This window comes from Demequina aurantiaca (assembly GCF_050598105.1).
In the GTDB taxonomy this organism is placed as follows: domain Bacteria; phylum Actinomycetota; class Actinomycetes; order Actinomycetales; family Demequinaceae; genus Demequina; species Demequina aurantiaca_A.
Genome location: NZ_CP192436.1, coordinates 374,882 through 398,485, shown reverse-complemented (window position 1 = coordinate 398,485; position 23,604 = coordinate 374,882). Strand labels below are relative to the sequence as shown.

The 23,604-nt window shown below is 61.6% G+C and carries 12 protein-coding genes; 8 read left to right on the top strand and 4 right to left on the bottom strand.

What is annotated here, in order from left to right:
• Nucleotides 1–14: 14 nt before the first annotated feature.
• A complete protein-coding gene (locus tag ACQU6B_RS01770; protein ID WP_430868330.1) occupies nucleotides 15–1,784 on the bottom strand; it encodes a DUF4012 domain-containing protein in 1,770 nt (589 codons plus the stop codon).
• A gap of 97 nt (nucleotides 1,785–1,881) precedes the next feature.
• Between ACQU6B_RS01770 and ACQU6B_RS01765 the strand changes: the two genes are divergently transcribed.
• On the top strand, nucleotides 1,882–2,433 hold the full coding sequence (locus ACQU6B_RS01765) for a low molecular weight phosphatase family protein (RefSeq protein WP_430868329.1): 552 nt from the start codon (nucleotides 1,882–1,884) through the stop codon (nucleotides 2,431–2,433).
• Here ACQU6B_RS01765 and ACQU6B_RS01760 read toward each other — a convergent pair.
• Both ACQU6B_RS01760 and ACQU6B_RS01755 read right to left on the bottom strand, forming a co-directional pair.
• On the bottom strand, nucleotides 2,430–2,984 hold the full coding sequence (locus ACQU6B_RS01760; protein WP_430868328.1) for a CAP domain-containing protein: 555 nt from the start codon (nucleotides 2,982–2,984) through the stop codon (nucleotides 2,430–2,432). The two genes, ACQU6B_RS01765 and ACQU6B_RS01760, sit on opposite strands and share 4 nt — an antisense overlap.
• A complete protein-coding gene (locus tag ACQU6B_RS01755) occupies nucleotides 2,981–5,884 on the bottom strand; it encodes an FAD-binding and (Fe-S)-binding domain-containing protein (RefSeq protein ID WP_430868327.1) in 2,904 nt (967 codons plus the stop codon). Before ACQU6B_RS01755 ends, ACQU6B_RS01760 begins: the two co-directional genes overlap by 4 nt.
• A gap of 347 nt (nucleotides 5,885–6,231) precedes the next feature.
• On the opposite strand from ACQU6B_RS01755, the gene ACQU6B_RS01750 reads away from it, so the two are divergent.
• The 5 genes from ACQU6B_RS01750 (at nucleotide 6,232) to ACQU6B_RS01730 (ending at nucleotide 16,144) form a co-directional block, all read left to right on the top strand.
• On the top strand, nucleotides 6,232–8,739 hold the full coding sequence (locus ACQU6B_RS01750; protein ID WP_430868326.1) for a hypothetical protein: 2,508 nt from the start codon (nucleotides 6,232–6,234) through the stop codon (nucleotides 8,737–8,739).
• Between the two features lie 251 nt (nucleotides 8,740–8,990).
• Nucleotides 8,991–9,875, top strand: a complete 885-nt coding sequence (locus ACQU6B_RS01745; RefSeq protein ID WP_430868325.1) for a hypothetical protein — start codon at nucleotides 8,991–8,993, stop codon at nucleotides 9,873–9,875.
• 223 nt (nucleotides 9,876–10,098) lie between these two features.
• Nucleotides 10,099–11,814, top strand: coding sequence for a DUF389 domain-containing protein (locus tag ACQU6B_RS01740; protein ID WP_430868324.1), 1,716 nt, complete (start codon nucleotides 10,099–10,101; stop codon nucleotides 11,812–11,814).
• Between the two features lie 411 nt (nucleotides 11,815–12,225).
• Complete coding sequence (locus tag ACQU6B_RS01735; RefSeq protein ID WP_430868323.1) at nucleotides 12,226–13,767, top strand: hypothetical protein; 1,542 nt, start codon at nucleotides 12,226–12,228, stop codon at nucleotides 13,765–13,767.
• A 457-nt stretch (nucleotides 13,768–14,224) separates the two neighbouring features.
• Nucleotides 14,225–16,144: a hypothetical protein gene (locus ACQU6B_RS01730; RefSeq protein WP_430868322.1), complete on the top strand. Its 1,920-nt coding sequence runs from the start codon at nucleotides 14,225–14,227 to the stop codon at nucleotides 16,142–16,144.
• A 68-nt stretch (nucleotides 16,145–16,212) separates the two neighbouring features.
• Here ACQU6B_RS01730 and ACQU6B_RS01725 read toward each other — a convergent pair whose 3' ends face one another.
• Nucleotides 16,213–17,529 carry a hypothetical protein gene (locus ACQU6B_RS01725; RefSeq protein WP_430868321.1) on the bottom strand — a complete coding sequence of 439 codons (1,317 nt, stop codon included), beginning with the start codon at nucleotides 17,527–17,529 and terminating at the stop codon, nucleotides 16,213–16,215.
• Nucleotides 17,530–17,569: 40 nt separating this feature from the next.
• Between ACQU6B_RS01725 and ACQU6B_RS01720 the strand changes: the two genes are divergently transcribed.
• Both ACQU6B_RS01720 and ACQU6B_RS01715 read left to right on the top strand, forming a co-directional pair.
• A complete protein-coding gene (locus ACQU6B_RS01720) occupies nucleotides 17,570–18,466 on the top strand; it encodes a DUF6602 domain-containing protein (RefSeq protein ID WP_430868320.1) in 897 nt (298 codons plus the stop codon).
• Nucleotides 18,467–18,667: 201 nt separating this feature from the next.
• The gene (locus tag ACQU6B_RS01715) at nucleotides 18,668–23,473 is read left to right on the top strand and encodes a DEAD/DEAH box helicase (RefSeq protein WP_430868319.1); all 4,806 of its coding nucleotides are present in this window, start codon (nucleotides 18,668–18,670) and stop codon (nucleotides 23,471–23,473) included.
• Nucleotides 23,474–23,604 lie beyond the last annotated feature (131 nt).

Below are 23,604 nucleotides of genomic sequence, written 5' to 3'. Positions count from 1 at the left end.
GAAGCAATGTCAGGCTAGCAGACACCGTCGAAAGTGACGCGGGAACGGACGATGGCATCGGCGCTCGGGCCCGGGGTCCCGACAGCTTCCCCTATGACCAAATCCGGCTCTGTCGCCTCGAGCTCAAACGTTAAGACGGCCGATTCACCAGGTAGAAGTGCCACCCGAGAGGTGATGACGGGCCTGCCGTCATGACTCTCCGGGTTCATAAGGTCCTGCTTACCGTCCTTCAAGAACTCAACTAGGCCCAACCCCGCGGGGGGATAAACGAGCACATTCGCCTGGAATTCACCCTCCGGCACATATATGCCGCCGCCCGAGACGTACCACGGCAGGTCGGCCACGTCCCCGGCGTACGAGTGCGTCAGCGTCATGGTCACTGTCTGGGCGCGCAGGCTGCCGTCGCCGCAGACGTGATCGACCACCTCGGTGCTCCGGTCAACGTAGTACCCAATCTTGGAGCCGGACCCGTCATTGACGAATACTCCAAGCGCGTCCGTTTGGGCGATGAAGTCACCCGAGACGCTGGTGGTTTCCAGTAAGTCCTGGTGAGCGCCGGGCGACCACACCAGGAACCGCCCTTCCTGAACCGCGCGCTCCACCCCGGTCACCGCGCTCGGTCCACCGAGCAGCTGCCCAAAGAGCACCTCCGACGCATGGGCGAAGAACTCGTCCTGATCCGCTGGCTGGGGGAACAGCAGGTACGAGTCCCGCAACATCACGTCGGCGAGATTCGCACCCGTGATCGTGATGCCATCCACGTCCGTGGCCGGCATGTCCTCCAGCATGTAGCCGAGCGCCACCGGGTCAACCGACACCACCGCATCGGGAATCTGGCCGTACTGCCTTTCCCAGAACGCGGACATCAGCTCGGCTGACCTGGGGAATTCCGGGGTGAAGTTAACGTCCTGAGGGAAATGCGCCATGCGCGAGGTGAAGATCCGTAGCTCATCATCGGTGAGGGCAGCAACGTCCTGATCCCTATCGGTCATGGCGTCGGCCGTGGAGTAGCGCTCGAATGCCAGGCGCCCGTCGTCGGCCTTGATCTCCAGCACTGCTCCCGCGATGCCGCCCGTTGCCCTCGGCTCGGCGCTATTTTGCACCATAACGATGTAGGTTTGCGGCCCCTCGGCGCCGAGCATCGACGGCAGCACCTCCGCGGCGACGTGGGCATCCTGAATGGTCTCTCCCAGACGGTCCAGGTCAGCGGTGAGTTTCAGGAAGGGGTCGCGGACCTGGGAGACCGCACCCTCCAACGAGACGCCGTGCAGAGTCTCACGCTCCTGGGCCAGCACCCCCGACGCCTGCGCCAACGCCAGCCTGTACGGCTCCAAAACATAGGGGTCGATGCGACCATCCTGGATCGCGGGGGCCTCGAGCGCGCCGAGGCCTCCCAGTTCCGCTAGTGGCTTCAGCGCTCCTTGCGCCACGTCGCGCACGGCGGCGCCCGCCTGCTGAAGCGGGACTGCCTGCGAACTCACCCAGGGCAGCCGGCTGGCCACCCACCATTGGGGTCCGTCGGTGTGCGACGCGAAGGAGTCCGATGCGCGTTGAAGGTCGGCGACCTCCGCGGCCAGCCCCTCAGCGTCACCGGACGTCAGCGCGTCCTGCGCGCCGGCGGCATGGGCCTTGAGTTCGGAGGCGGCGGAGTTCAACTTCCAGCCATCCCAGGCAAACAACACGGCGAGCACCAGTGCGGACGCGACGACGGCGAACGCCGCCCAGCTCACCGCTCGCTTCCACCCGAAGCCGGATCGCGACCCAGGAGGCTGATACGTTGTCATTGGCTGTGGGGGCTCCCATCCTGCGTACCAAGAGCGAACTTGATAGAAGACAACAGTTCAGCCCGCCATGGTTTCTCAGCGACTCGGAGGGCGACCTGTGGCAACGATCTTGTCCGTGTGTACCGGCAATATCTGCCGTTCCCCCGCCAGTGCGCTGCTGCTGCAAGGCTACCTCGGGGACCTCTTGACCGCGACGAGTGCGGGCACCCACGCGTTGGTGGGGGTGGGCGTCCCGCCCCAGATGCTCACGCACCTCGACGCCGATGCCGTGGTGCTCGCGTCGCGCGACCATGCCGCGCGACAACTCAACTCCGAGCTCATTGACGATGCGGACATCATCATCGCGATGGCGGCCGAGCACCGCGCCCACATCGTCCAGCAATCCCCGACCGCCGTCCACCGCACCTTCCTGCTGGACGAGCTCGCTCACGCCGCCCGCGCCGGGGCCAGGCTCGACGGCGCCTCGCCACGTGAGCGGCTCGCCCACATCCCAGCGGCCATCGGCCGTTACCGTCCCGAGCTCGCGACGATGCGCGTCGCGGACGTACCCGACCCCTACCGGGGTAGCCAGGTTCAGTACGACGAGACGTACCGGATCATCAAGGACGCGATCGCCTCGCTCGACGGCTGGGTGCGAGCGGAGCGCTAGTCCCCCTCGAAGAGCTGCGCGCACGCCAACTCCGTGGTGTCCGCCACCCGCACACACACGACGCCCGCGATCAGGAACTCCTCGTTGACGAGGTTCGCCCTGTGGCCGGCGCTGCCCATCCATGCCTCCACGACCTGTGCTGGCGCGCGGTCTGAACGAGACAGGTTCTCCCCCGCCGTCGCCGCGAGGTGGCACGAGGCGACCAGCACCTCATGCCCGAGGGTCGCTGCGTTGGCCGCGACCAGTGCCCGGGGCGCTGCCGCCGCCGCGACGCAGTCGCTCCACTCGAGTGGCGCGACGCCTTGGCCCTCGCGCTCCGCGTTAGTGAGATCGAACAACTCCCGAGCGAACCCATCGGGGCTGAGCGCCCGCGCGCTTGGTTCCGGGCTCGGCTCCACCTCACGCCCACCGGAGCCGCCGAACAGCGTGGCAACCGCGACGCCCATCAGGGCCGCTGCGATCACTGCGACCACGGCGCCGAGCGCCAACAGCCACCATCGCCGCGAGCGTCCAGTCGGCTCGGCGCGGTCGGTGGGCTGGGAACTCGTCACATCCGTTCCGCCAACAGTTGCGCTAGGTGACGCCCCTGGACCCCCGCGGCGTCCACACCCTGGGTGCGGCACGAGACACCGTCCGCGAGGTAGATCGAACCGGCGGGCGCAGCCTCCAGCGCCGGCACCAGCGAATTGTGCGCCACCTTCATCGACGTGTCGTAGTGGCCGCGCTCGGCCCCCCAGTTTCCCGCCAGACCGCAGCAGCCGGACGCCTCCTTGACGCTCGCGCCAGCGCGGGCCAGCAGGTCGCGGTCCGCGGTGTAGCCCATGACGGAATATTGGTGACAGTGCGGCTGAACAACTGCGGTGACATCGTCGAGGCGAGGCGGCTGCCATCCCTCCCGCGGCTTGACGGGCGCGCGGCCGGTGAGCACCTCCGCGAGCGAGTAGGTGCCGTTCGCCACCGCGTGCGCGCGAGGATCGTCCGGGAGCAGCTCCGTGAGGTCGCCGCGCAGCACACCCATGCAGGAAGGCTCGACGCCAATGATCGGGATGCCGTTGACGGCGTAGGGCCCCAGCACCTCGAGGAGCCCGTTCAGGCGCTTGCGCGCGCCGTCCAGCTGCCCCGTCGATATCCACGTGACGCCGCAGCACGCGTCCCCCGCCGACACGATGACCTCGAAGCCGGCATCCTCGAGTACGGCGACGATGGCGGTCGGTACCTGCGGGTCGAGTCCATCTGTGAACGAGTCCGCCCATAGGACGACCCGCCGCGACGACTCCGCTGCCCCGACGCCCAGAGCCGCGCCGGGCGCGCGAGGGTCGACGGCAGCCCTGCCCGCCTCCGCGGCGGACGAGGTCGGCTTTCGGGAAGTCGCCACGCCACTGCGACGGAACGGCTGCTCCGCGAATACCGGCAACGTACGGCGCGTGTCCAGGCCCGCGGCGCCGACCAGGGCACGTTGGATCCAGCGCGGCCGAGTAAGCGCATTCGCAATGCGCGGCGCGACGCCGGCGACCTTGAGCCAGCGCGGGAGCCAACCGACTGAGTAGTGCGCGACCGGACGCACCTTTCCCTTGTACGTGCGGTGAAGAATCTCTGTCTTGTACGCGGCCATGTCGACGCCGCTTGGGCAATCGCTCGAGCACGCCTTGCAACTTAGGCAGAGGTCGAGGCTCTCGCGCACTTCCGGCGCCTTCAGGCCGCCCACGAGCGTGCCGTTGATCGCCTCCTGCAACACTCGAGCGCGGCCGCGGGTGACATCCTTCTCATCCCCGGTCGCGGCAAAGCTGGGGCACATGAAGCCGGTGCTTGTCGTCACTGCGTCCGAGCGACACTTGCCCACGCCCGTGCAGCGGTGCACGGCCTCGGTCAGGTCGCCGTTGTCGTGGGCGAAGGCGAGCCCCCCGGCCGATGGCGTGGTCTTCTTGGCCGCCGGCCTGCGGAGGTCCGCGTCCAACGCGGCGGGATTGACGATGACCCCGGGGTTCAAATTACCGGCCGGGTCGAAGAGTGCCTTGACCTGGCCGAAGGCGTCAATCGCGTCGGCGGAGTACATCACCTTCAGCAGTTCGCTGCGGGCCCTGCCGTCGCCATGCTCGCCGGATAGCGAGCCGCCCAGGCTGGTCACTAGTGCCGCACCGTCCTCCATAAATGCACGCAACGGCCGCCCGTCTTCCCGCATCGGGATGTCGATTCGGACGTGGATACAGCCGTCACCAAAGTGGCCGAACGGCTCGCCCGTGACCCCGTGGCGCGCCATCAACTCGTCGAGCCCCCGCAGGTACTCGCCGAGCCGCTCGGGCGGCACGGCCGCATCTTCCCAGCCGGGCCAGGCCTCCTTGTTGGCCTCGGTGCGCCCGGCGAGGCCGGCGCCGTCGGCACGAATCGCCCATAGCCTTGCCGCCTCGAGGGGATCCCGGACGATGCGCACGCTGCGGGTGCCCGCGTCAGCGGCGAGGGCCGCCATGCGAGCCTCGGCCTCCGCGGCTGTCGCCGCACCGATCTCGATGAAAAGCCAGCCCGCGCCAGCGGGGAGTTCGGGGATCGAGCCGGCGCCGTGGGCGCGACGCACCTTTTGGATCAGACGCGCATCCAAGCCCTCCACCGCATCGGGCGAGTGAGCGAGGATGGGCATCACCGCATCGGCCGCTGCGGGCATGTTGTCGTAGCCGAACGCCGCCATGAGGCGCGCGGGCGCGACGTCCACCAACTTGACGGTCGCCTCGAGCGTGGTGGCAAGGGTGCCCTCGGTTCCCACGAGGAAGCGCGCGAGGGAGTGCCCGTTCTCGGGCAGCAGGTGTTCGAGCGAGTAGCCGCTGACCTGGCGAAAGAAGCGGCCAAACTCGGTGCGAATCATCGCGAGGTGCGTCGAGACTAGCTCGTCCAGGCCCGGCAGGACCGCGAGCGAGTCCGCGGCCTCGTAGCGACGGCCGGCGCCGTCCACCACATTCAGCGAGGACACGTTCTCGGACGTCTTGCCGTACGCGACGGCGTGCGGGCCGCAGGCGTTGTTGCCGATCATGCCGCCGAGTGTGGCGCGCGACGACGTGCTCGGATCGGGCCCAAACCGCAGCCCTGCGGGGCCGACGCGCTTCTGCAGGTCGGTCAGGATGACCCCAGGTTGGACGCGCGCGGTCTTGGCATCAAGGTCGACGCTGAGGATGCGATTCATGTGCCGCGAGGTGTCGACGACCACTCCGGGGCCGATGCTGTTGCCGGCCGTCGAGGTGCCGCCGCCCCGCATCGTCAAGGGCACACCTACCGCGCGCGCAGTGGCGAGGGTCGCAACCAGGTCGTCCGCGTCGCGCGGGTACACCACCACTTCGGGGACGATGCGGTAGTTCGACGCATCGGTCGAGTACTCGGCGCGGCGCCTCGTTCCCGCTTCGACTTCGCCGTCGACGACTGCCGCCAGCTCCGCGACGACGTCGGCACGGCGCTCGATTGAATTCACCCGTTCATTCTGGCACGCGGTCAACCGCGCACTCGCAACGGGAGACCCGCTTCGAGTCGCCACCTGACATAGCCGTGGCGTGGGGCGGTGTCCGTTTTGCGGAAATCTTGAGGACTTCAGTAAAGCCCCTCGTATTTACACCCCCGGCGACAAAGGCCGCGAAACGACACACCACGACAACAAATATGTTTTGTCACATTGGTCACTCCAGTATCTTTGCGTCACTTCTGTTCATGAGGCAATTTGGGCAACTGGGGCCGACTCACCGCTGGATCTAGCGTGGCGGCTAACGGCATTCGTGCGCAGTCACCGACGACAGCGTGCCGCGTCTTGGGAGGAAGACCATCATGACAAAGCTGAGGAATTTCAAAAAGGGATGGGCGCTCGCACTTGCGCTCGCGTTGACGGTGACTTTCGCCGGCCCAACGTATGCGGTCAACGCAGCCAGCGAAGGCGACGGACAAGAAGCAGCCCAACCCGTCACGACGGCAAAGAAAGATAAGCCCGAAGTCCACAAGGTCGCCATCTGTCACGCGACCTCCTCGAAGTCGAACCCATATACGTCCAATAAGGTTTCGTGGTCATCTATCGACAACGAAACCGAAGTCGACTGGAACGGACACGGCAACCATGATGGCGACATCATTCCCGCCTTCGGAGATTTCCCAGGGAAGAACCTCGGCGCAATCGGCGACTCCACCGGTCAGGCGATTCTCAAAAACGGGTGCAACGTCCCCGAAGCGCCCAAGACTGTAGTGAACCCCTCGAACCCGGTCATCGTGGACATGTGCGGCACGGAAGACGACAGCTACACCCGCCCCGCCGACACCGACAGCATCAAGTACTACTCCGACGGCGGCTACGTGTACGCGGAGATCACTGCCGATAACACCGTGTGGGGCGACTCGCACAGCGGTTGGAAGAACGCCAACGGCAAGTTGAAGTTCAAGATCGAGTTCACGGACGAGGCCTGCCAGCCCGAAGCCCCCGCCGACCTCGTGGAGACCGACAGCATGATCGGCGATTTCGAGTGCAACTCGGAGACCGTCGACGTGAAGACGACGACCACGACTACTCCTTACAAGTGGAGCAAGCACAAGGAGTCATGGGTGCTCGACACCAAGAACTCCTCGACCGAGGTCACTTACGAAACCCGCCCGCTGACCGAGGAAGAGCTGGCCCAGTGCCCGCCGAAGGTCGTCTCCGAATGGGTCCTTTGGACTCTTCCCGAGGCCGGCTGCGTCGACGCTTCCAAGCTCAACATGGGCTTCGCGAACGCGAGCAACTCCAAGGGCTGGAAGAACTGCAACACCGCTGGCAACACGTTCCCCCAGACCAACCCCCAGGTAATGACCGAGGCGCAGCTCAAGAGCTTCGTCCCGGCGTGCGGGACTTGGTACCAAGCCGACCTCTACAAGGGAACCCAGGCAGCGATTGATGCCGTCCTCGCCGACGGCATGCTGACCTACAAGAACGGCAAGGTCGAAGACTCCAAGCTGGTCAAGAAGTGGTTCTACCTTGAGGGTCCGGACTGCACTTCCGAGGTCATGCCGGCAGCACCCACAGTGGTAGAAGTGTGTGGCGTCGACAACAACGACATCATCACGCTTCCCGTCACGCCGGGCATCGAGTACTCCCTCACCGACGACTACGTGGTTGCTCACATCATGGACCCCGAGGCGAACGTCTGGGGTGACATGCCCGAGGGTTGGACGGTCGCCGACAACGGCAATGCGATGTTGATGCTTGCCGACTTCCACACCGACTCCAACGAGCGCTGCGTGGTTCCGACCCCACCCCGCCCCGCGTTTGTCGATCCCTGTGGTCTGAACAACTGGGTAGTAACGGTTCCGGCCAACACTGACGAAGTCACGTGGGGTGCCGTTCAGGACAACATCGCGCTCAACGGCAAGGTGGGCGTCACCGCCACCGCCACCGCTGGCTACGTGTTCGACAACGGCAACACCACCAAGGCCTACGCGTGGACTGATGTTGACAGCCTGCTCTGCTCGGCTCCCGTTCCGCCCGTCATCGTCGACGAATGTGGAGTTGAGGACGACCGCGCGGTGCTTCCTGAGACAGAGGGAGTTGTCTACTCGCAGAAGGTGGCGCCGTCCGGCGACATCCGCGTGACGGCCGTTCCTGCAGAGGGCTACGTGTTCACTGACGGCACCGGCTCGGCAAAGAACAACAACATCAAGTACTACACGGTCACCGTCGGCGCCGGCGCGGACTTCGACCTGGACACTCGAGACTGCGTCACGGTCTCAGTACCCGCACCGAGCGCGGAGTGCGCGTTCATGGTCGAGGACTACCCGCTTCCGGCGAACACCGAGGGAGTCACCTACGAAGCGTGGATCGCACCTAACGGTCAGCTACGCATCAAGGTATCGGTTGACCACACCATGCACATCCTGGTTAACCACTCAGCCAAGGACGACTACGTCAAGTGGTTCAGCTTCGATGTCAACGAGGACGCCTGCCCGACGGCGGTCACCCCGGTAGCACCGACTGTGGTCGATGTCTGTGGCACGGTCAACGACAGTCGCACCCTGCCCACCACCGAAGGTGTCGCGTACATCTTCAACTCGCACGACGACCACGACTTCCTCTTCGCTAGCCTCACCGCGGAGAACACAGTCTGGAGCCTCACGGATGGATGGATGGATCTAGGAGAGAACAATGCGGAGTTGCAGCTTGCCGCACTCACCAACGAATCATGCGGGTCAACCGAAGTTCTAGGTGAACCTCCGGTCGAGACGCCCACCGATGTGACGGTGGTGCTTGGTGCCCCCCCGCTTGCTGAAGCACCTTCCGCTGTAGCGGTAGTTGCCGTAGCAACGTTCGCCGGATAGCTCTCCCTCACGAGCGAACACAAACGAATGCCCGCCTCCTCAGAGGGCGGGCATTTGTTTGTGCCCTGACGGATAGCCGCACCGCGCAACCCCTCTTGTCACACTGGTCACAAGAGCATCCCTGCGCCCCTTGTGTTCATGCTGTGATTCGAACAACGGCGTCACCTTCGGCGCGAGCCATAGCGTTTGCCTTACGGCACTCATGCGCGGCCAATGAAGGTCGCGTGCCGAGTCTTGGGAGGAAGACCATCATGAAACAGCTGAGGAACCTAAAGAGAGGTGCGGCGCTGGCTCTAGCGCTCGCATTGACCGTGACGATCGCCGGCCCGTCCTACGCAACAAACGGCGACGGCAGAGAAGGCTCCGAACCACGGCCGCCCAAGGTTGAGGAGTTTGGCCTGCTTGGGGACAACCAATGCGAGTCGATGACGGTGGAGGCGAAGATCACGACCACGGTCACGCCCTACATGCAGGAGGCCGACAGCGGAGAGTGGGTGCTCGACAGGAAGAACTCTGAGACCACGCACCGCACGGATGTCCGCAAGCTCACCAAGGAAGAAGCCTCACCGTGCAGCAACACCGCGTGGGTCGTGTGGACGCTGCCGGAATCGGGATGCACCGGATCGCCGAATATCGGGTTCGACAACGCTAGCGGCGACGGCACCAGCAACGGCTGGAGCAAGTGCAACACCTCCGCTCCCTTCCCCCAGACTGAGCCTTTGGTCATGACGCAAGCAGCCGTCAAGGAGTTCACCGGGCAGTGCGGGACTTGGTACCAAGCAGACAAGTACCGGGGAAGTCAGGCCGAGATCGACGCTCTAGTCGATGGAGGAAATGGGGCCCTCACTTACTCAAACGGCCAAGTGAGCGACCGGAACCTCATTCAGAAGTGGTTCTTTGTCTATGGCGGCGACTGCGCCCTCACTCCGGAACCTCCCGTAGAGGTCGACGACTGCGCCGCCGTGGATGACAGCCCCGAGTCGGCGCCCGCTGATCCCACCGACGTAGCCTGCAGCTCGACCGGTGTCCTGGGCGAGCCTCCGGTTGAGGATGTCACGGTCGTCCTTGGTGCCGCTCCACTTGCCGAGGCACCTTCCGCAGTAGCGGTAACGGCCGTAGCAACGTTCGCCGGGTAGCCCTCCCGCACCGGACGAACTACAACGAATGCCCGCCTCCTCAGAGGGCGGGCATTCGTCTGTGTTGGGGGTACCTCGCGGTCTTCAGTAACGTGGACGCCGATCGTCGCGTCGCCGTCCGCAGAGGGTGCGCGCACTAGATCGATCGCCACCCGCCCAGGAATGCCCACTGAGCGCGCGACTACAATTGGCACCATATCCAGGGGAATTGGGAGCGACGTGCATGGCTGAGGCAGGCAAAGTAGTAACAGTGCGCGAAGGCTTCGGGAGCCATCTCGAGTTCGCTGTGCGCGGGATAAGCAACCCCGCCTCGTTGCGCGGAGCTATCGCCGTCATCGCGGGAATCCTGGTGATGCTGCTGCCCCGAGTATCATCCGACCTGCTGCAAATCGTGCTCATCGTGGCACTCGGGCTGTCGGCCGCATCGGACATTGCCTACGCCGTCGCGGGTCGTCGCGGGTTCAGAACGCCGCGCACCCGTCGCCTGGCGTTGCTACGCGGGGTCGCGACGGCGATGTTCATGGTGGTGCTGCTGCTTGGCCCGCACTGGCTTGGCGAGAACGGTGAACTACGCCTCGCCGTCGTGGTCGCCATGGCGGGCGTCTACGTGATGGTGCGCGGCACCATCGTCGTCGTGCACGCAGTTAGGCGTCAGGACGTCGAGCTCCGCGCCGTCCGGATCACCGGCGGAATCACCGCGATCTGCGTTGGCGCCCTCGCCTACTTGGCTCCCGCGTCGACAACCACCAGCCTCATCGCGGGTGCCGCCGTATCTGCAATCGTGCTCGGCTTCATTCTGGTGGCCTGGGGCCTACGGCGAGAGGAGAAGGGCTCGTCACGGGTTGACCCTCAGGTCGCGTCACTGCCCGAGGTGCTCTGGGACTGGATCCGTGAGTCCAACATCGGCAAGAGGCGTCGCAAGGAACTCGCCGCCACCCTGTATTTTGAGCACCCTGCGAAGTTCGACAAGTTCGCGTCGTGGTGGGTCATGCTCGTGCTGTCGGTGGCCATCGCCACCTTCGCGGTGCTCTCTGACTCGACAGCGGTCGTCATCGGCGCGATGCTCGTCGCACCCCTGATGGTGCCCATCCTTGGGCTTGCGGGCGCCCTGGTGAATGGCTGGACCCGGAGGGCGCTGCAGTCGGCGCTGATGGTGGTGGGAGGCGTGTCCGTCTCCATCCTGGTGTCCTACGCATTCGCGGCGTGGACGCCCATGACCACCGCGCTCGATACCAATTACCAGATCACGTCGCGCGTCAACCCCAACCTGCTGGACATGCTGATCGCCATCGCCGCGGGCGCCGCGGGCGCATTCGCAACCGTCAACCCGCGGGTCTCGGCGAGCATCGCGGGCGTCGCCATCGCCGTCGCGTTGGTCCCGCCGCTGGCCGTCGTCGGCGTCACGCTTCGCGCTGGGAACTTCTCAGACGCCGGTGGCGCCTTCCTGTTGTTCCTCACTAACTTTGTCGCGATCGTCATCGTCGCCGCCCTGGTCTTCATCCTGGCGGGCTTCGCGCGCCCACGCGTCCTCAAGGACAACCCCACCAAGATCATCATCACCGTGGTGCCTTTCGTCGCACTCGCGGCCATCATCCTCTACCCGCTGATGTTTGCCTCGCAGGGCATCGTGACGACAGCCGCCCAGCAACGCAACGCTCAGACAGCGGTCACGGACTGGATGGGCGACGACTCCAAGATGCTCGTCCAAAGCGTGGCTATCACCGGCAACGAGGTCACCGTGTCCCTGATCGGCTCCGGCGACACGCCGTCGGTGGACACTCTTCAGCAGTCCCTGTTCGAGTCTCTGGGCGAGCAGGTTTCAGTGACCTTGACGGTCACGCCGGTCACCTCGACTCACGTTCCCGTGCCGTCAGCCTCCGCGGCAGCGACCCCCTCGGCTTCGGCACCGCCGCCGGCGCCTCCATCGGCGACCAACTAGCCACGCGCTTGGGTCCCGAGCCACTGGTCTAGCCTCGGAAACCCCAATGCCCGGGGAAATTCTGACCTCGAGCGCTTCCCCTCCGAGCGGCGTGCGGCCCGCGCAACGAGCCCGCACTTAGGACAATTCGTGTCCGTTATGCGAGGTTTGTGCCCGCCCGGCATATCCCCTCGTAGATGCAGGCAAAGGGACAAAAAGGAGAAATTGTCGCGCCGATATTTCAGTTCCCTTTGGTCGCATGCGTCACTTCAGTATCTTTTGGTCACTTCCGTTTACGCGATGTTTTGGACGCCGTTATCCGTTTGGGTGGGGGCCCTAACGTGACGCCTAGCGGCTTTCGTGCGCTGTCATAAACGACAGCACGCCGCGTCTTGGAAGGAAGACCGTCATGAAACAGCTGAGGAGAGCGACTTGAACGTCAAGAAGAAGGTAGCGGCACTTGCAGTCGCTGTGCTTACGGCTGGAATGGTGGCCTTCGCTGCTGTCCCCGCTGAGGCAGCTGGTGGCAGTGACGACCCCACGCCATACACCGTTACCGCTTCGGGCATCACGCTCCCGGCTGGCACGTCGTTCCCCGACAATGGACACGTCAACATCAAGACCACTGCGGGCGACAAGAGCATCCACTTCGAGTCGCAGAACAACCAGCCGTCGGGCACGTGGATTGGCGAGTCCTTCCTACCCTGGTCGGCGTTTGGCCTCACTGGCGAGTTCTGCGTCACCTGGGTGCAGATAGCGGACTTCAAAGAGCACTTCGGTGAAGGCGGTCAGGAGCCGGTTTGCATCGGCAAGCCTCCCGTCGTCGAGGGCGTGGCGGTCACGCTCCCGGACCCCATTCCGGCTACCTGCGAAGCTCCCGGCGCACTCCCCACCACTCCCACCACCCCCACGGGCGTGACGTGGTCCTGGAGCGGCAACACCCTTACGGCCACCGCCGATGAGGGATACGCCATCACCAACGCGCCCACTAGCAAGCACTATGTGGTGGAGCCTAAGCTCGACCCGGACACCAACCCCGACTGCCGTTCCGACAAGCCGGTAGGACTCACGGCGCCTACTTCCATCAATGAGTGCGGGATTGACGGCGACTCTGTTATCCCCGCTGACGACTCGGAAGGTGTCACGTACAGCGTGGTTGCCGGCGACATCGTAGCCACCATCACTGGTGGGCACTTCGTTGAGGAGACGCCCGAGGGTTGGGCAGCCAACGACGACGGAACCTTCACGTTCGCGACTGCCGGTTTGACGACCGACGTTCCGTGCCCCATCGTCACTACCTTGGCGTTGCCGGTGATCGTGGATGTCTGCGGGACTGAGGACGACTCCGCCACCTTGCCCGCCAACACCGACGGAGTGACGTACACCCGGGAGAGCGAAGACAGTCTCTCGATGGTCGCCACTCTCACCGATGGCTACGTCCTCGACGGTGCGCCCGCCGCAGGTTGGGTTGCCGGCGATGGGTTCTACACCTACGACACGTCGGCGATGATGACCGACGTTCCGTGCCCCATCGTCACTACCTTGGCGTTGCCGGTGATCGTGGATGTCTGCGGGACTGAGGACGACTCCGCCACCTTGCCCGCCAACACCGACGGAGTGACGTACACCCGGGAGAGCGAAGACAGCCTCTCGATGGTCGCCACTCTCACCGATGGCTACGTCCTCGACGGTGCGCCCGCCGCAGGTTGGGTTGCCGGCGATGGGTTCTACACCTACGACACGTCGGCGATGATGACCGACGAGGAGTGCACTGTAGAGGTGGAAGACGTCACGGTTGTTCTCTCTGGCGGTGCGCTTTCCGCCGCGGGTACCACTGAGACCGAGACCGCGACCGGTGCCGGGGCGGCGGCCCTGTCTGAGACCGGGACTGAAAGCCTGCAGATGGGCGCACTCGCGCTCTCCCTGATGGCAATCGGTGGAACCACCGCACTGGTTGCACGCAAGCGCAACTAGTCAGTTGAGAGGGGGGCTGCCTGCGGGTGGCCCTCCTCTTTTGCGCCAACAGGGGGGAACGATGACACGGCACCCGCCTGAAGAAGGGGACTGCCACGAAGCTCGCAGCTCGGTCGCCACGTTCGCGGGTGCCCTAGCGCACTGCGTGAGCCAGCATCGTCCGCCAGAACGCAAGAACGGCCCGGTCTGTTGACCGGGCCGTTCTGGTGGAGCCGCCTGTGAGAATCGAACTCACGACCTTTTCATTACAACTTAGGGACTTTCAGGGGTTTTCGATGGCTTGCACCACTAGACGCTAAGAGGCCATTTATCAGGGATTTCCCTGGGCCGAGGTGCTGGACCGCTTTCGTTGTCTTCCGCTGAATGTGCGGAGTAAACGCGGAGTTCCATGGCAGTCCCGCGACTCTTGTTGCAAGCAAATTTGCGCCACGACCGACCTGGGTGGTGGGATCATCTTATGAGCGTCGAAATCGAGGAACACAAGAGGGTCAAGTTCTACGGTGCAGGCGACCTTGCCGCACACTGGCACGTGGAGCGTGTCACTGAGCTTGTCAAACAATTCAAGAGCACAAGCCCCACGAACGCCGTCGACGCGATCGAACTGCATAACGTATCGAGATACCTCGACGCAGGTCTCCTGCCGCAGTTGGAAAACTTAGCGGACCAAATACGCGCCTTGGAGGGCAAGGTTGCGCGATTCTTCTCGATCGTCGACAGCGCAGGTGTACACGCAATCATTACCGCGATTCCTCGGACCTATTACTCAGATCTCCTAGATTTGCTTGGCAGAAGCAAAGCGTACGAACGTTGCGAGCCGGAAGTGATGCTGAAGGCCCTCGCCGAGGTTGGTATCGACATCGGCCATATGCTTGCGTGCAAGCGGCTAGTCAAGGAATACGACTCACAGGTTAGAAGTCTAATCGTGGATGATGCACGTAATGCAGAGCTCCTGGTTCAGAAGTATCTGCGAGCCGAGCGCGGCACTGAAGTCCACCTACCCTCCAGTTTCACTGCACTAGACTCCCGAAATCTACTTTTGCGCTACATCGACCACACCGATGCCCACCTGAATTTGCTCGAACTCGTCGCGCGCGCAGACACCACAGCTCAGGCAGGAATAGACGCGAGGCTAAAGCTCAAGGCCAAGCGGCGAAGCGACCAGATGAGGGAAGACCTCTTCGCGGAACACAGCGGTATCAAAACCGGAGCCGAAGTCCACTTCTCAGACACGCAGGTAGAGGCCTCTGCCGCGGATGTCGACGGAGCGGTCATCCGTCACACGTATAGCACCCAGTGGCTCGACGGGACACAAGATTACCCGAGCATTCTTAACAACTTCCAGCTCTTGTTCGAGTACGCAGACACGCAGGTTCTCTTGACCATGCCTTCGTATCCAACGGAACTCGGCACGCTCGAGGGGCTTTTAGGAGCGGCAGGACGGCGAGACTATAAGAAAGGTGTGGCCTTCCGTGTAAAGGACGGTAGTTCCATGCTCCAGCTACACGCATACGGTCGCTATCTATCGCAGCACGGCATTGAACTCGAAGACGTCATCATTTGGTTCTTCGATGAATACCTCGTCCACGAGTTCGACGCAAGTGGATTTTCCTATACGCCCTCCATGGCAGGGTCATCCTACCTCCACCGAGCACGACACCTGTTCACTGAGATGGAAGGCATCGTGAACCAGTTCCAACTTTTCGTGGAAGACGGAGTAATCGACCGAGACCTTCTAGCAGTACAGTCCGAACCCGTCTCGTTTGAATCGATTCCAAGCCTGGTTCCAGGGAAGTACGTCTATGCGACCGAAGACCACGACATACGGGAAATCCTTGACACCCTTTTCTCTGATCAATCCGCCTTGACCTATATCGATGATGAACTCCGAGCGTCAAACGCTGCCGAACTCTTCGCGACGAAAATGGTTAAATACGAGGAACTCCATGAGTACCAACAGCCATTGGTCGATGCACTCGTCGCACATCGCGTCCTCGAAAACAACGGCAAACACATTCGCCTCACGAACGCCCCCCAGCTTGTGCTTTTGCACTCTCTTCACGAGAAGCTTGCCGCGACGCACCACTACCTCAGTCCGAAGGCGCAGGCGCAAGTCGGCGAGTTTGAGGGCAAGAACTGGGTTACCCGCGAAAGTACTCTGCTGACCCACGCCGAGTCCGCGTATTTCAACTACTTCCTCAACAAGTCCCAATTCAGCAACGGACCCGAGCTCAGGAACAAGTACCTTCACGGTTCGCATCCAGCTCCGGAAGACGAAGGCGCTCACGTCTACGCTTACATGGTTGCCCTGAGATTGACGATCGCTCTAGTGATCAAGATCAATGATGATTTTCGGCAGTCATTCTCGGCGGGATCGTGACCTCTGATACGCGTCGCACTCCGGCGGGTTATCTATGGATCAATGGTGGGCGACTCCCCTTTGGTTCCTTAGCTTTCACCACGTAGGTAACGCCTACCCGCGACCACATAGGCATGGATTTGTTCAGCTGACGTCGTTATGGACCCCTCCCCTCGTCGCCGCACGATACTAAAGAACGCACCTTCAACTTTCTCGCCAGCGATTGCTCCGTGGACGAGGTACGGCTGCATCTCGCCTGGTTGCCTTGGTACGAACACTGCAAGAACACTCTCCCTATCATTAAGCGCAAAGGTTTCGATGACGAGGCCATCAATAGGGGGTGTCAAGCGAGCATCTAAGACTTCATTGATTCGCGCAATGTCCAGGTACTCATTCGCGACGGGACTCACTTGTCCGATCTGGTGGCGACCTGCTGAAACAGTCTCTTTGAATCCGATCACCATCACAGCGTCTATATCGCCATTCGCAAATCGAGCAACGTCTTGGGCAAGTTCTATCTTGGCGCGTTCTCCTGGTGTTCCGCCTAACCAAATCGGATGCATCTGAGCTTTCGCCTCGAGGAAACTCGACTCAGTTGTTCCGACGAGAGCATGGTGGTGCCCGCCTCTCAGGAGGTTGAGGATTCCCTCAGCGCCTAAGGGCCCGTCGCGTGTTGATTTCATGAAATCGGCCACGGCTGTCGCCCCATCGAGTAACTCGGAAACTTCCTTCAGAGGGTCAGCCGAGAGTGTGATGTGGATGTCGTGAGCAGATGAGTTCAACGTAGCCAATTGATCGGCCACAAAACGTTCGACCTTTTCGGACACGGGCTCCGATCCTAACGAAAGCACGAAATCCTCAGCCACACCCCCGCCAGCTAACTCGATACGTACTCCGTCAACACCGCATCCATATGCTGCGGATATGGCTGACAAGGACCTCACAAAATCGTCCGCTGACTCAACTGGCTTGGAAGACCTCCGTTGCGTCACGATTGCGACCAGCCGACTATCTTGCAATTCGAGATGGTAGCGATCATCTGTGTCCAGCATGTCCTCATCGATCGGCGAGGCGCTCAGGTCCACGTACAAAGTCAGATCAGGGTCAAGTGCGGCGATGGCCCGAGTGAGGCTCCCGAGATTCGCCAAGCGGACCTCCGCCTCGGGCGCTACGAGAGGGCCATGCCTGATCCAGATAATTTGACTATGATCTACGCCAATTCCAAGTGTGGTTGAGCGGTCAAGGTCGTCGTGTACGTCCTCAGGTAGTACCCAAAGCTCGGCCAACTCAGCGTCGTAGGCTCCCACATAGACTTCGGCTCCGCTGCCTTTAGCTCGTATCTCGGCGTTTTCACTCATACCCCTATCAAACCGTAGTTCGCTGGGCTTGAGGTCGACGGCGATCATTCAGCCACACCCAATAACCAAAGGGCCATGTGAGTTCGGCATGGTTTCACGCCCATGGCATTGCACTTTCGTGCATACTGCTCCAATGAACACATCGGAGCAACTAAATGGCCGCGATACCGTCGGGGATCTTCTTGGCGGTAGCCAAGAAATGTTGTGGGCGTCGTTCGAGAAGTCCAGAAATCTCAACCATTCGGGCACGAAGGGCACGGCACGCGAGGCTGCCCTGCGCACCTTTTTGAGAGAGCAGTTACCGACTCGGTTCGGGGTAGGGTGCGGCGAGATAATAGACGCAGGTGGAAGCAGAACAAGTCAGATGGATGTAATCATCTATGACCAACATTCAGTCCGCCCAATCTTCGTAGATTCCGAGGGTGCCGTGATCGTTGCAGCAGAATCCGTCTACGCGGTCGTTGAGGTCAAGTCAACACTCTCGGCTAGCGAGACAGCTAAGGCCATCCGTGGGTTGAGCACGGTACGTAATTTGCGACCATGGGGTCAAGAATGGGCGCGGTATCAAAGTGCCCGGAGCGCGATGGATAGTGGTCCCCGGTGCTTCACCAGCATCTTTGCCTATGAGTCTGATCTGTCGCCCGAAAATTGGAGTAAGAAGGAACTTGAACGGTTTCGCCTGCAATGCGATGACCAGTCATATCACTACGAATATGTAGAGAGACTCGCCGTGCTCTCAAGAGGGATAGTGCTCCCAGCTGAAGCCAAGGTGGCCATTCCAGGAGAGAAGAGTAGCGTACTCGGTTCCTGGTTTCACTCACTCCGTTCCTTCATGGCGCGAGAAGTAGGCCGACGAAAGGAATTTCCTCTTAGCCAATACCAGCCTGAGGAAAAGTGGCTGAAAGTTGGGAAAGAAGTCTTTCGTGCACCAACTCCTAGTACGTATTCACGAACGCAACGGAGGAAGTACCTACGAAGGTCTTAGGAGGGGCTGAGAGACTACCGGCTACGCCTAAACCTCCTCCACTTGTGTAGCCGGATGTTCGACAAATGCGCATAGTTGATGCAACGTCCTCGGCTGAAATGCCTTGACTACGGGCACCAAACGATACCGGCGGCACTGGCAATCCACTCCTTAGCGCGGCAATGGTGGCGGCTCGTATACCACTCCGGCATGATGAGGGACATGGAATCAACGGTCGAGGCCCTGCTAGACAAGTTTCTCTACGAGTCAACGTCGACTGCTGAGCAGGGGTCGAAGTTCGAACGACTGATCAAGTCGTTCCTACTGAACGATGTGGAGTGGTCCCAGCGCTTCGATGCCGTATGGCAGTGGATGGAGTGGCCCGACCGCGGAGGCCGCCCTGACACCGGCATCGACCTGGTCGCTCGCTACCGCGAGTCAGGTGACCTCGTCGCTGTGCAGTGCAAGTTCTACGACCCGTCGACGCTGCTCCAGAAGTCCCACATCGACTCCTTCCTGTCGGACTCCGGTAAAGAGCCTTTCAAAGAACGTCTGCTGGTCTCGACCGCCCTGCGTTGGGGTCCGAATGCCGAGGAAGCTGTCCGCAACCAGACCAAGCCCGTCAACCGCATCGGGCTCCATGACTTGATCGAGTCATCCATCGATTGGGAGCAGTTCGACTTCGCTACCCCCGAGGTCTTAGAGCTCAAGGAACGCAAGCAGCTCCGCAATCACCAGCGCAACGCGCTTGCGGCAGTGAGCAAGGGCTTCGAATCCCACGACCGGGGCAAGCTCATCATGGCTTGCGGCACGGGCAAGACCTTCACTTCGCTCAAGATCGTCGAAGACCAGGTTCCCCTCGGTGGCAGCGTCCTGTTCCTGGTGCCATCTATCGCACTTCTGTCTCAGACTCTGCGCGAGTGGTCCATCGAAGCCGAGGCGAGCCTTAGGACGTTCGCCGTGTGCTCTGACGTCAAGGTGGGGCGCTCCAGCGACAGCGGGGAGATCTCAGTCGTCGACTTAGCAATCCCAGCCACCACCAATCGTGCGAAGCTTGCCGCTCAAGTCGACGACCCCAACATCGGGGCTAACCGCATCACTGTCGTGTTCTCTACCTATCAGTCCATCGACGTGGTCGCAGAAGCTCAACAGCAAGCAGGCATGAAGCCCTTCGACCTCATCATCTGCGACGAGGCACACCGCACCACAGGAGTCACCCTCACGGGCGACAGCGAATCAGCGTTCGTGAAGGTCCATGACGCGGACTACCTGAAGGCCAACAAGCGCTTGTACATGACCGCCACGCCGCGTATCTACGACGACAACTCCAAGGCGAAGGCCGGGCAGTCCGATGCTGTCCTGGCCTCCATGGACGACGAGGACCTTTTCGGCCCCGAGTTCTTCCGCCTCGGATTCGGCGAAGCCGTCAGCGAAGGCCTCCTGACCGACTACAAGGTGCTCGTACTAGCGGTCGACGAGGGTTCCGTCTCCAAGACCTTCCAGAGCGCGATGGAAACCAACAGCGAACTCAACCTCGATGACCTTGCCCGCATCGTTGGATGCTGGAACGGTTTGGCCAAGATTGGTGAAGCCGAACACGACTTCTCCGCTGACCCAGAGCCGATGCGCCGAGCAGTGGCCTTCTCACGCGACATCAAGTCGTCGAAGCAGTTCGCGGCGATGTTCGACGAAGTCGTCGGCGACTACGTGCGCACCCAGGGCATTGGCGAGGGAGACGGCTCACGCCCACCCTTGGATGCCTCCGTGCACCACGTCGACGGCACCATGAACATCCTGCAGCGCAACGACGAACTGGACTGGCTCAAGGCCAACCCCGGTGCTGACGCGTGCCACATCCTTACCAACGCGAAGTGCCTATCCGAAGGCGTCGACGTACCCGCGCTCGACTCCGTCATGTTCCTCAACCCTCGCAAGTCAGTGGTTGACGTCGTCCAGTCCGTTGGCCGTGTGATGCGCCTAGCCCCTGGTAAGAAGTACGGCTACATCATTCTTCCCATCGGCATCCCGGCAGGAATGTCCCCCGAGGAAGCCCTACGCGACAACGACCGCTACCGAGTCGTCTGGGAAGTCCTCCAGGCACTTCGGGCACACGATGAGCGCTTCAACGCGATGGTCAACAAGATCGAGCTGAACAAGAGCCGCACAGACACCATCAACATCATCGGAGTCGGCACCAAGCAAGCTGACGATGACGGCGGTGACCCCACGCAGAAGCCAGAGAAGGAAGTCCAGCTCACCTTCAACCTCGACTCACTAGAGACGTGGCGTGACGCCATTTACGCCAAAATCGTGCAGAAGGTTGGCACGCGACGCTACTGGGAGGACTGGGCCAAGGACGTCGCCCTGATCGCGGAACGCCACCGCACGCGCCTGATCGCTATCCTCGAATCCGGCCACGCGGCCGACGAGTTCACCGCCTTCCACGAGGCGCTCAAGGCAAACCTCAACGATGGCATCAGCCGCGACGACGCCATCGACATGCTGTCCCAACACATGATCACCAAACCAGTGTTCGACGCCCTGTTCTCGGACTACAACTTCGCCGCAAGCAACCCCGTCTCGAAGGTCATGCAGGGAATGCTGGAGACGCTGGAGGGCGCGAACCTAGAATCGGAGACCGAGGGCCTCGACAAGTTCTACGAATCCGTGCGCATCCGTGCAGCAGGCATCGACAACGCCGAAGGCAAGCAACGCATCATCACAGAGTTGTACGAGCGCTTCTTCAAACTCGCATTCCCCCGTGCAGCAGAAGCACTCGGCATCGTCTACACCCCCACCGAGATCGTCGACTTCATCCTGCGCTCCGTCGATCACCTGAGCCGCGAACACTTCGGCAAAGGCCTCACCGACGAAGGCGTCCACGTCCTCGACCCATTCACCGGCACCGGCACCTTCATGACGCGCTTGATCGCATCGGGGCTGATTGAGCCACACGATCTTGCCCGTAAGTACGCCTCCGAATTGCACGCCAACGAGATCATGTTGCTTGCCTATTACATCGCGGCAATCAACATCGAGACCACCTACCACCAGCAACTCATCGACACTGGTTTCGAGGCTGACTACCAAGCGTTCGACGGCATCGTCCTCACCGACACGTTCCAGATGACAGAGAAAGACGACATTGACGACCTCCTCGTCTTCTCCAACAACAACGCCCGCGTCGAGGCACAACGCGCCCTCGGCATCCGCGTCATCGTCGGAAATCCCCCTTACTCGGTAGGACAGTCCAGCGGCAACGACAACAACGCCAACGTCAAGTACGCCCACCTAGACAAGTCCATCGAGACGACGTTTGCAGCCCATTCGACAGCGACGAACAAGCGCAGCCTCTATGACTCATACATCCGCGCAATCCGCTGGTCCGCAAATCGCGTCGGCGACGCCGGTCTTATAGGGTTCGTGACCAATGGGGGCTTTATAGACGGCAACACCGCCGATGGACTTCGAAAGTCGCTCGCAATCGAGTTCACCGACATCTACGTGTTCAACATGCGCGGCAACATGAAAAACTCTGATTGGAGGGCCGAGGGCGGTCAGGTCTTCGGCGCTGGGTCACAGACAACCGTCGCAGTAACCTTCCTTGTCAAGAACCCCGGGGCCAAACGGGGCCGCGCCACTGTGCACTATTTTCAGACACCGGACGCCGCAACACGAGCCGAAAAACTCGAGCTCGCCAACTCGCAATCAATCGCCAACCTCGAATGGCAATCAATCCACCCCAATGACGCCGGGGACTGGATTAACCAGCGCTCCCACCAATTCGAATCCTGGCAACCCATTGGAGGAAAGAAGGTCGTCGGGTCGATTTTCCGCTCATTGTCAGCTGGCCTTCAAACAAACCGCGACTCGTGGGTGTACAACTTTTCTGGCGCGGAAGTTGAGTCGAACGTCCGACGCATGGTCACGTTCTATAACCAGCAAGTTGACGCTCTAAACGAGCACCTGGCCACACATCGGGGGGCCTCACCCCAGGAAGCTGCTGAGGCTATCAAGAACAACGATCCCACGAAGATCAGTTGGTCGTCATCCCTGGAGCAGTCGCTGACACGCGCAAAGAAGGCCGAACTCGACGCCAATCTCATAGTTAGCGCATATCGCCCCTTCTGCAACATGGCAGTTCACTATGACGCCCTGCTCAACCACCGAAGGTATCAACTGCCGACGATGTTCCCGACAAAGGAGCATTCCAACTTCGGCTTCGACATAACCGGCGCAAGCTCTCATTTCGACTTCAGCCTCATTGCGACAGACAAGTTGCCAAATTTACATCTTCTCGACACCGGCCAGTTTTTTGCCCGCTACATCTACGAGACAGCTGGTGACGGAACCCTAGACATCTCGGGCGATGTGGTCGCAGGGTTTCGTCGCATCGACAACATCACCGACTCCACACTGAGGCAGTACTGTTCCTGGTACGGCGGTCAGGTGACCAAGGACGAAATCTTCTCATTCGTCTATGGGTTCTTACACTCTCCCGACTACCGCACCCGTTTCGGCGCGGACCTCAAGCGCTCTCTCCCCCGCATCCCCCAGCTCGAGCGGGATGACTTCCCCGCTTTCGCATCGGCTGGACAGCGGCTGCTGGATCTTCACATCGGCTACGAGGACGTCGAGCCTTACCCTCTTCAGGTCACCGGAGAACCCGCTGGGCTCGAAGGTGATGCACTCTACGACGCGCTGCGTGTGACAAAGATGAAGTACGGGAAGGTCGGCAAGGAGAAGGACGTCACGACCATCGTCTACAACCACGCGATCACTGTGAGCGGCATCCCTGAGGAAGCTCAGCGCTACATGCTCGGGTCGCGGTCGGGGCTGGACTGGATCATTGACCGCTACCAAGTCAAGACGGACAAGCCTTCGGGTATCGTCAACGACCCCAATGACTGGTCACGAGAGGTTGGCAACCCGCGCTACATCCTGGACCTGATCGCGAAGGTTACGACGGTCTCCGTGGAGACGATGAGGATTGTGGACTCGTTACCTCCGCTTCGGATTGTCGACTAATAGCACTGCGCTCCTCAAAGGGACCGGAGAATGATTACGTCGCGCAACGGTGAGGGTTTCTTACCTCACGTTGATCACACCCGCGCCCTGCGTGACTTCCAGGCCACGGAGGACGCATTCGTTTGGGGACT

Excerpts from the sequence above, each read along its gene's own strand:
- ACQU6B_RS01770 (WP_430868330.1), bottom strand. The coding sequence starts at position 1,784 with ATGACAACGTATCAGCCTCCTGGGTCGCGATCCGGCTTCGGGTGGAAG.
- ACQU6B_RS01750 (WP_430868326.1), top strand. The coding sequence starts at position 6,232 with ATGACAAAGCTGAGGAATTTCAAAAAGGGATGGGCGCTCGCACTTGCG.
- ACQU6B_RS01745 (WP_430868325.1), top strand. The coding sequence starts at position 8,991 with ATGAAACAGCTGAGGAACCTAAAGAGAGGTGCGGCGCTGGCTCTAGCG.
- ACQU6B_RS01740 (WP_430868324.1), top strand. The coding sequence starts at position 10,099 with ATGGCTGAGGCAGGCAAAGTAGTAACAGTGCGCGAAGGCTTCGGGAGC.
- ACQU6B_RS01730 (WP_430868322.1), top strand. The coding sequence starts at position 14,225 with ATGAGCGTCGAAATCGAGGAACACAAGAGGGTCAAGTTCTACGGTGCA.
- ACQU6B_RS01725 (WP_430868321.1), bottom strand. The coding sequence starts at position 17,529 with ATGATCGCCGTCGACCTCAAGCCCAGCGAACTACGGTTTGATAGGGGT.
- ACQU6B_RS01720 (WP_430868320.1), top strand. The coding sequence starts at position 17,570 with ATGGTTTCACGCCCATGGCATTGCACTTTCGTGCATACTGCTCCAATG.
- ACQU6B_RS01715 (WP_430868319.1), top strand. The coding sequence starts at position 18,668 with ATGGAATCAACGGTCGAGGCCCTGCTAGACAAGTTTCTCTACGAGTCA.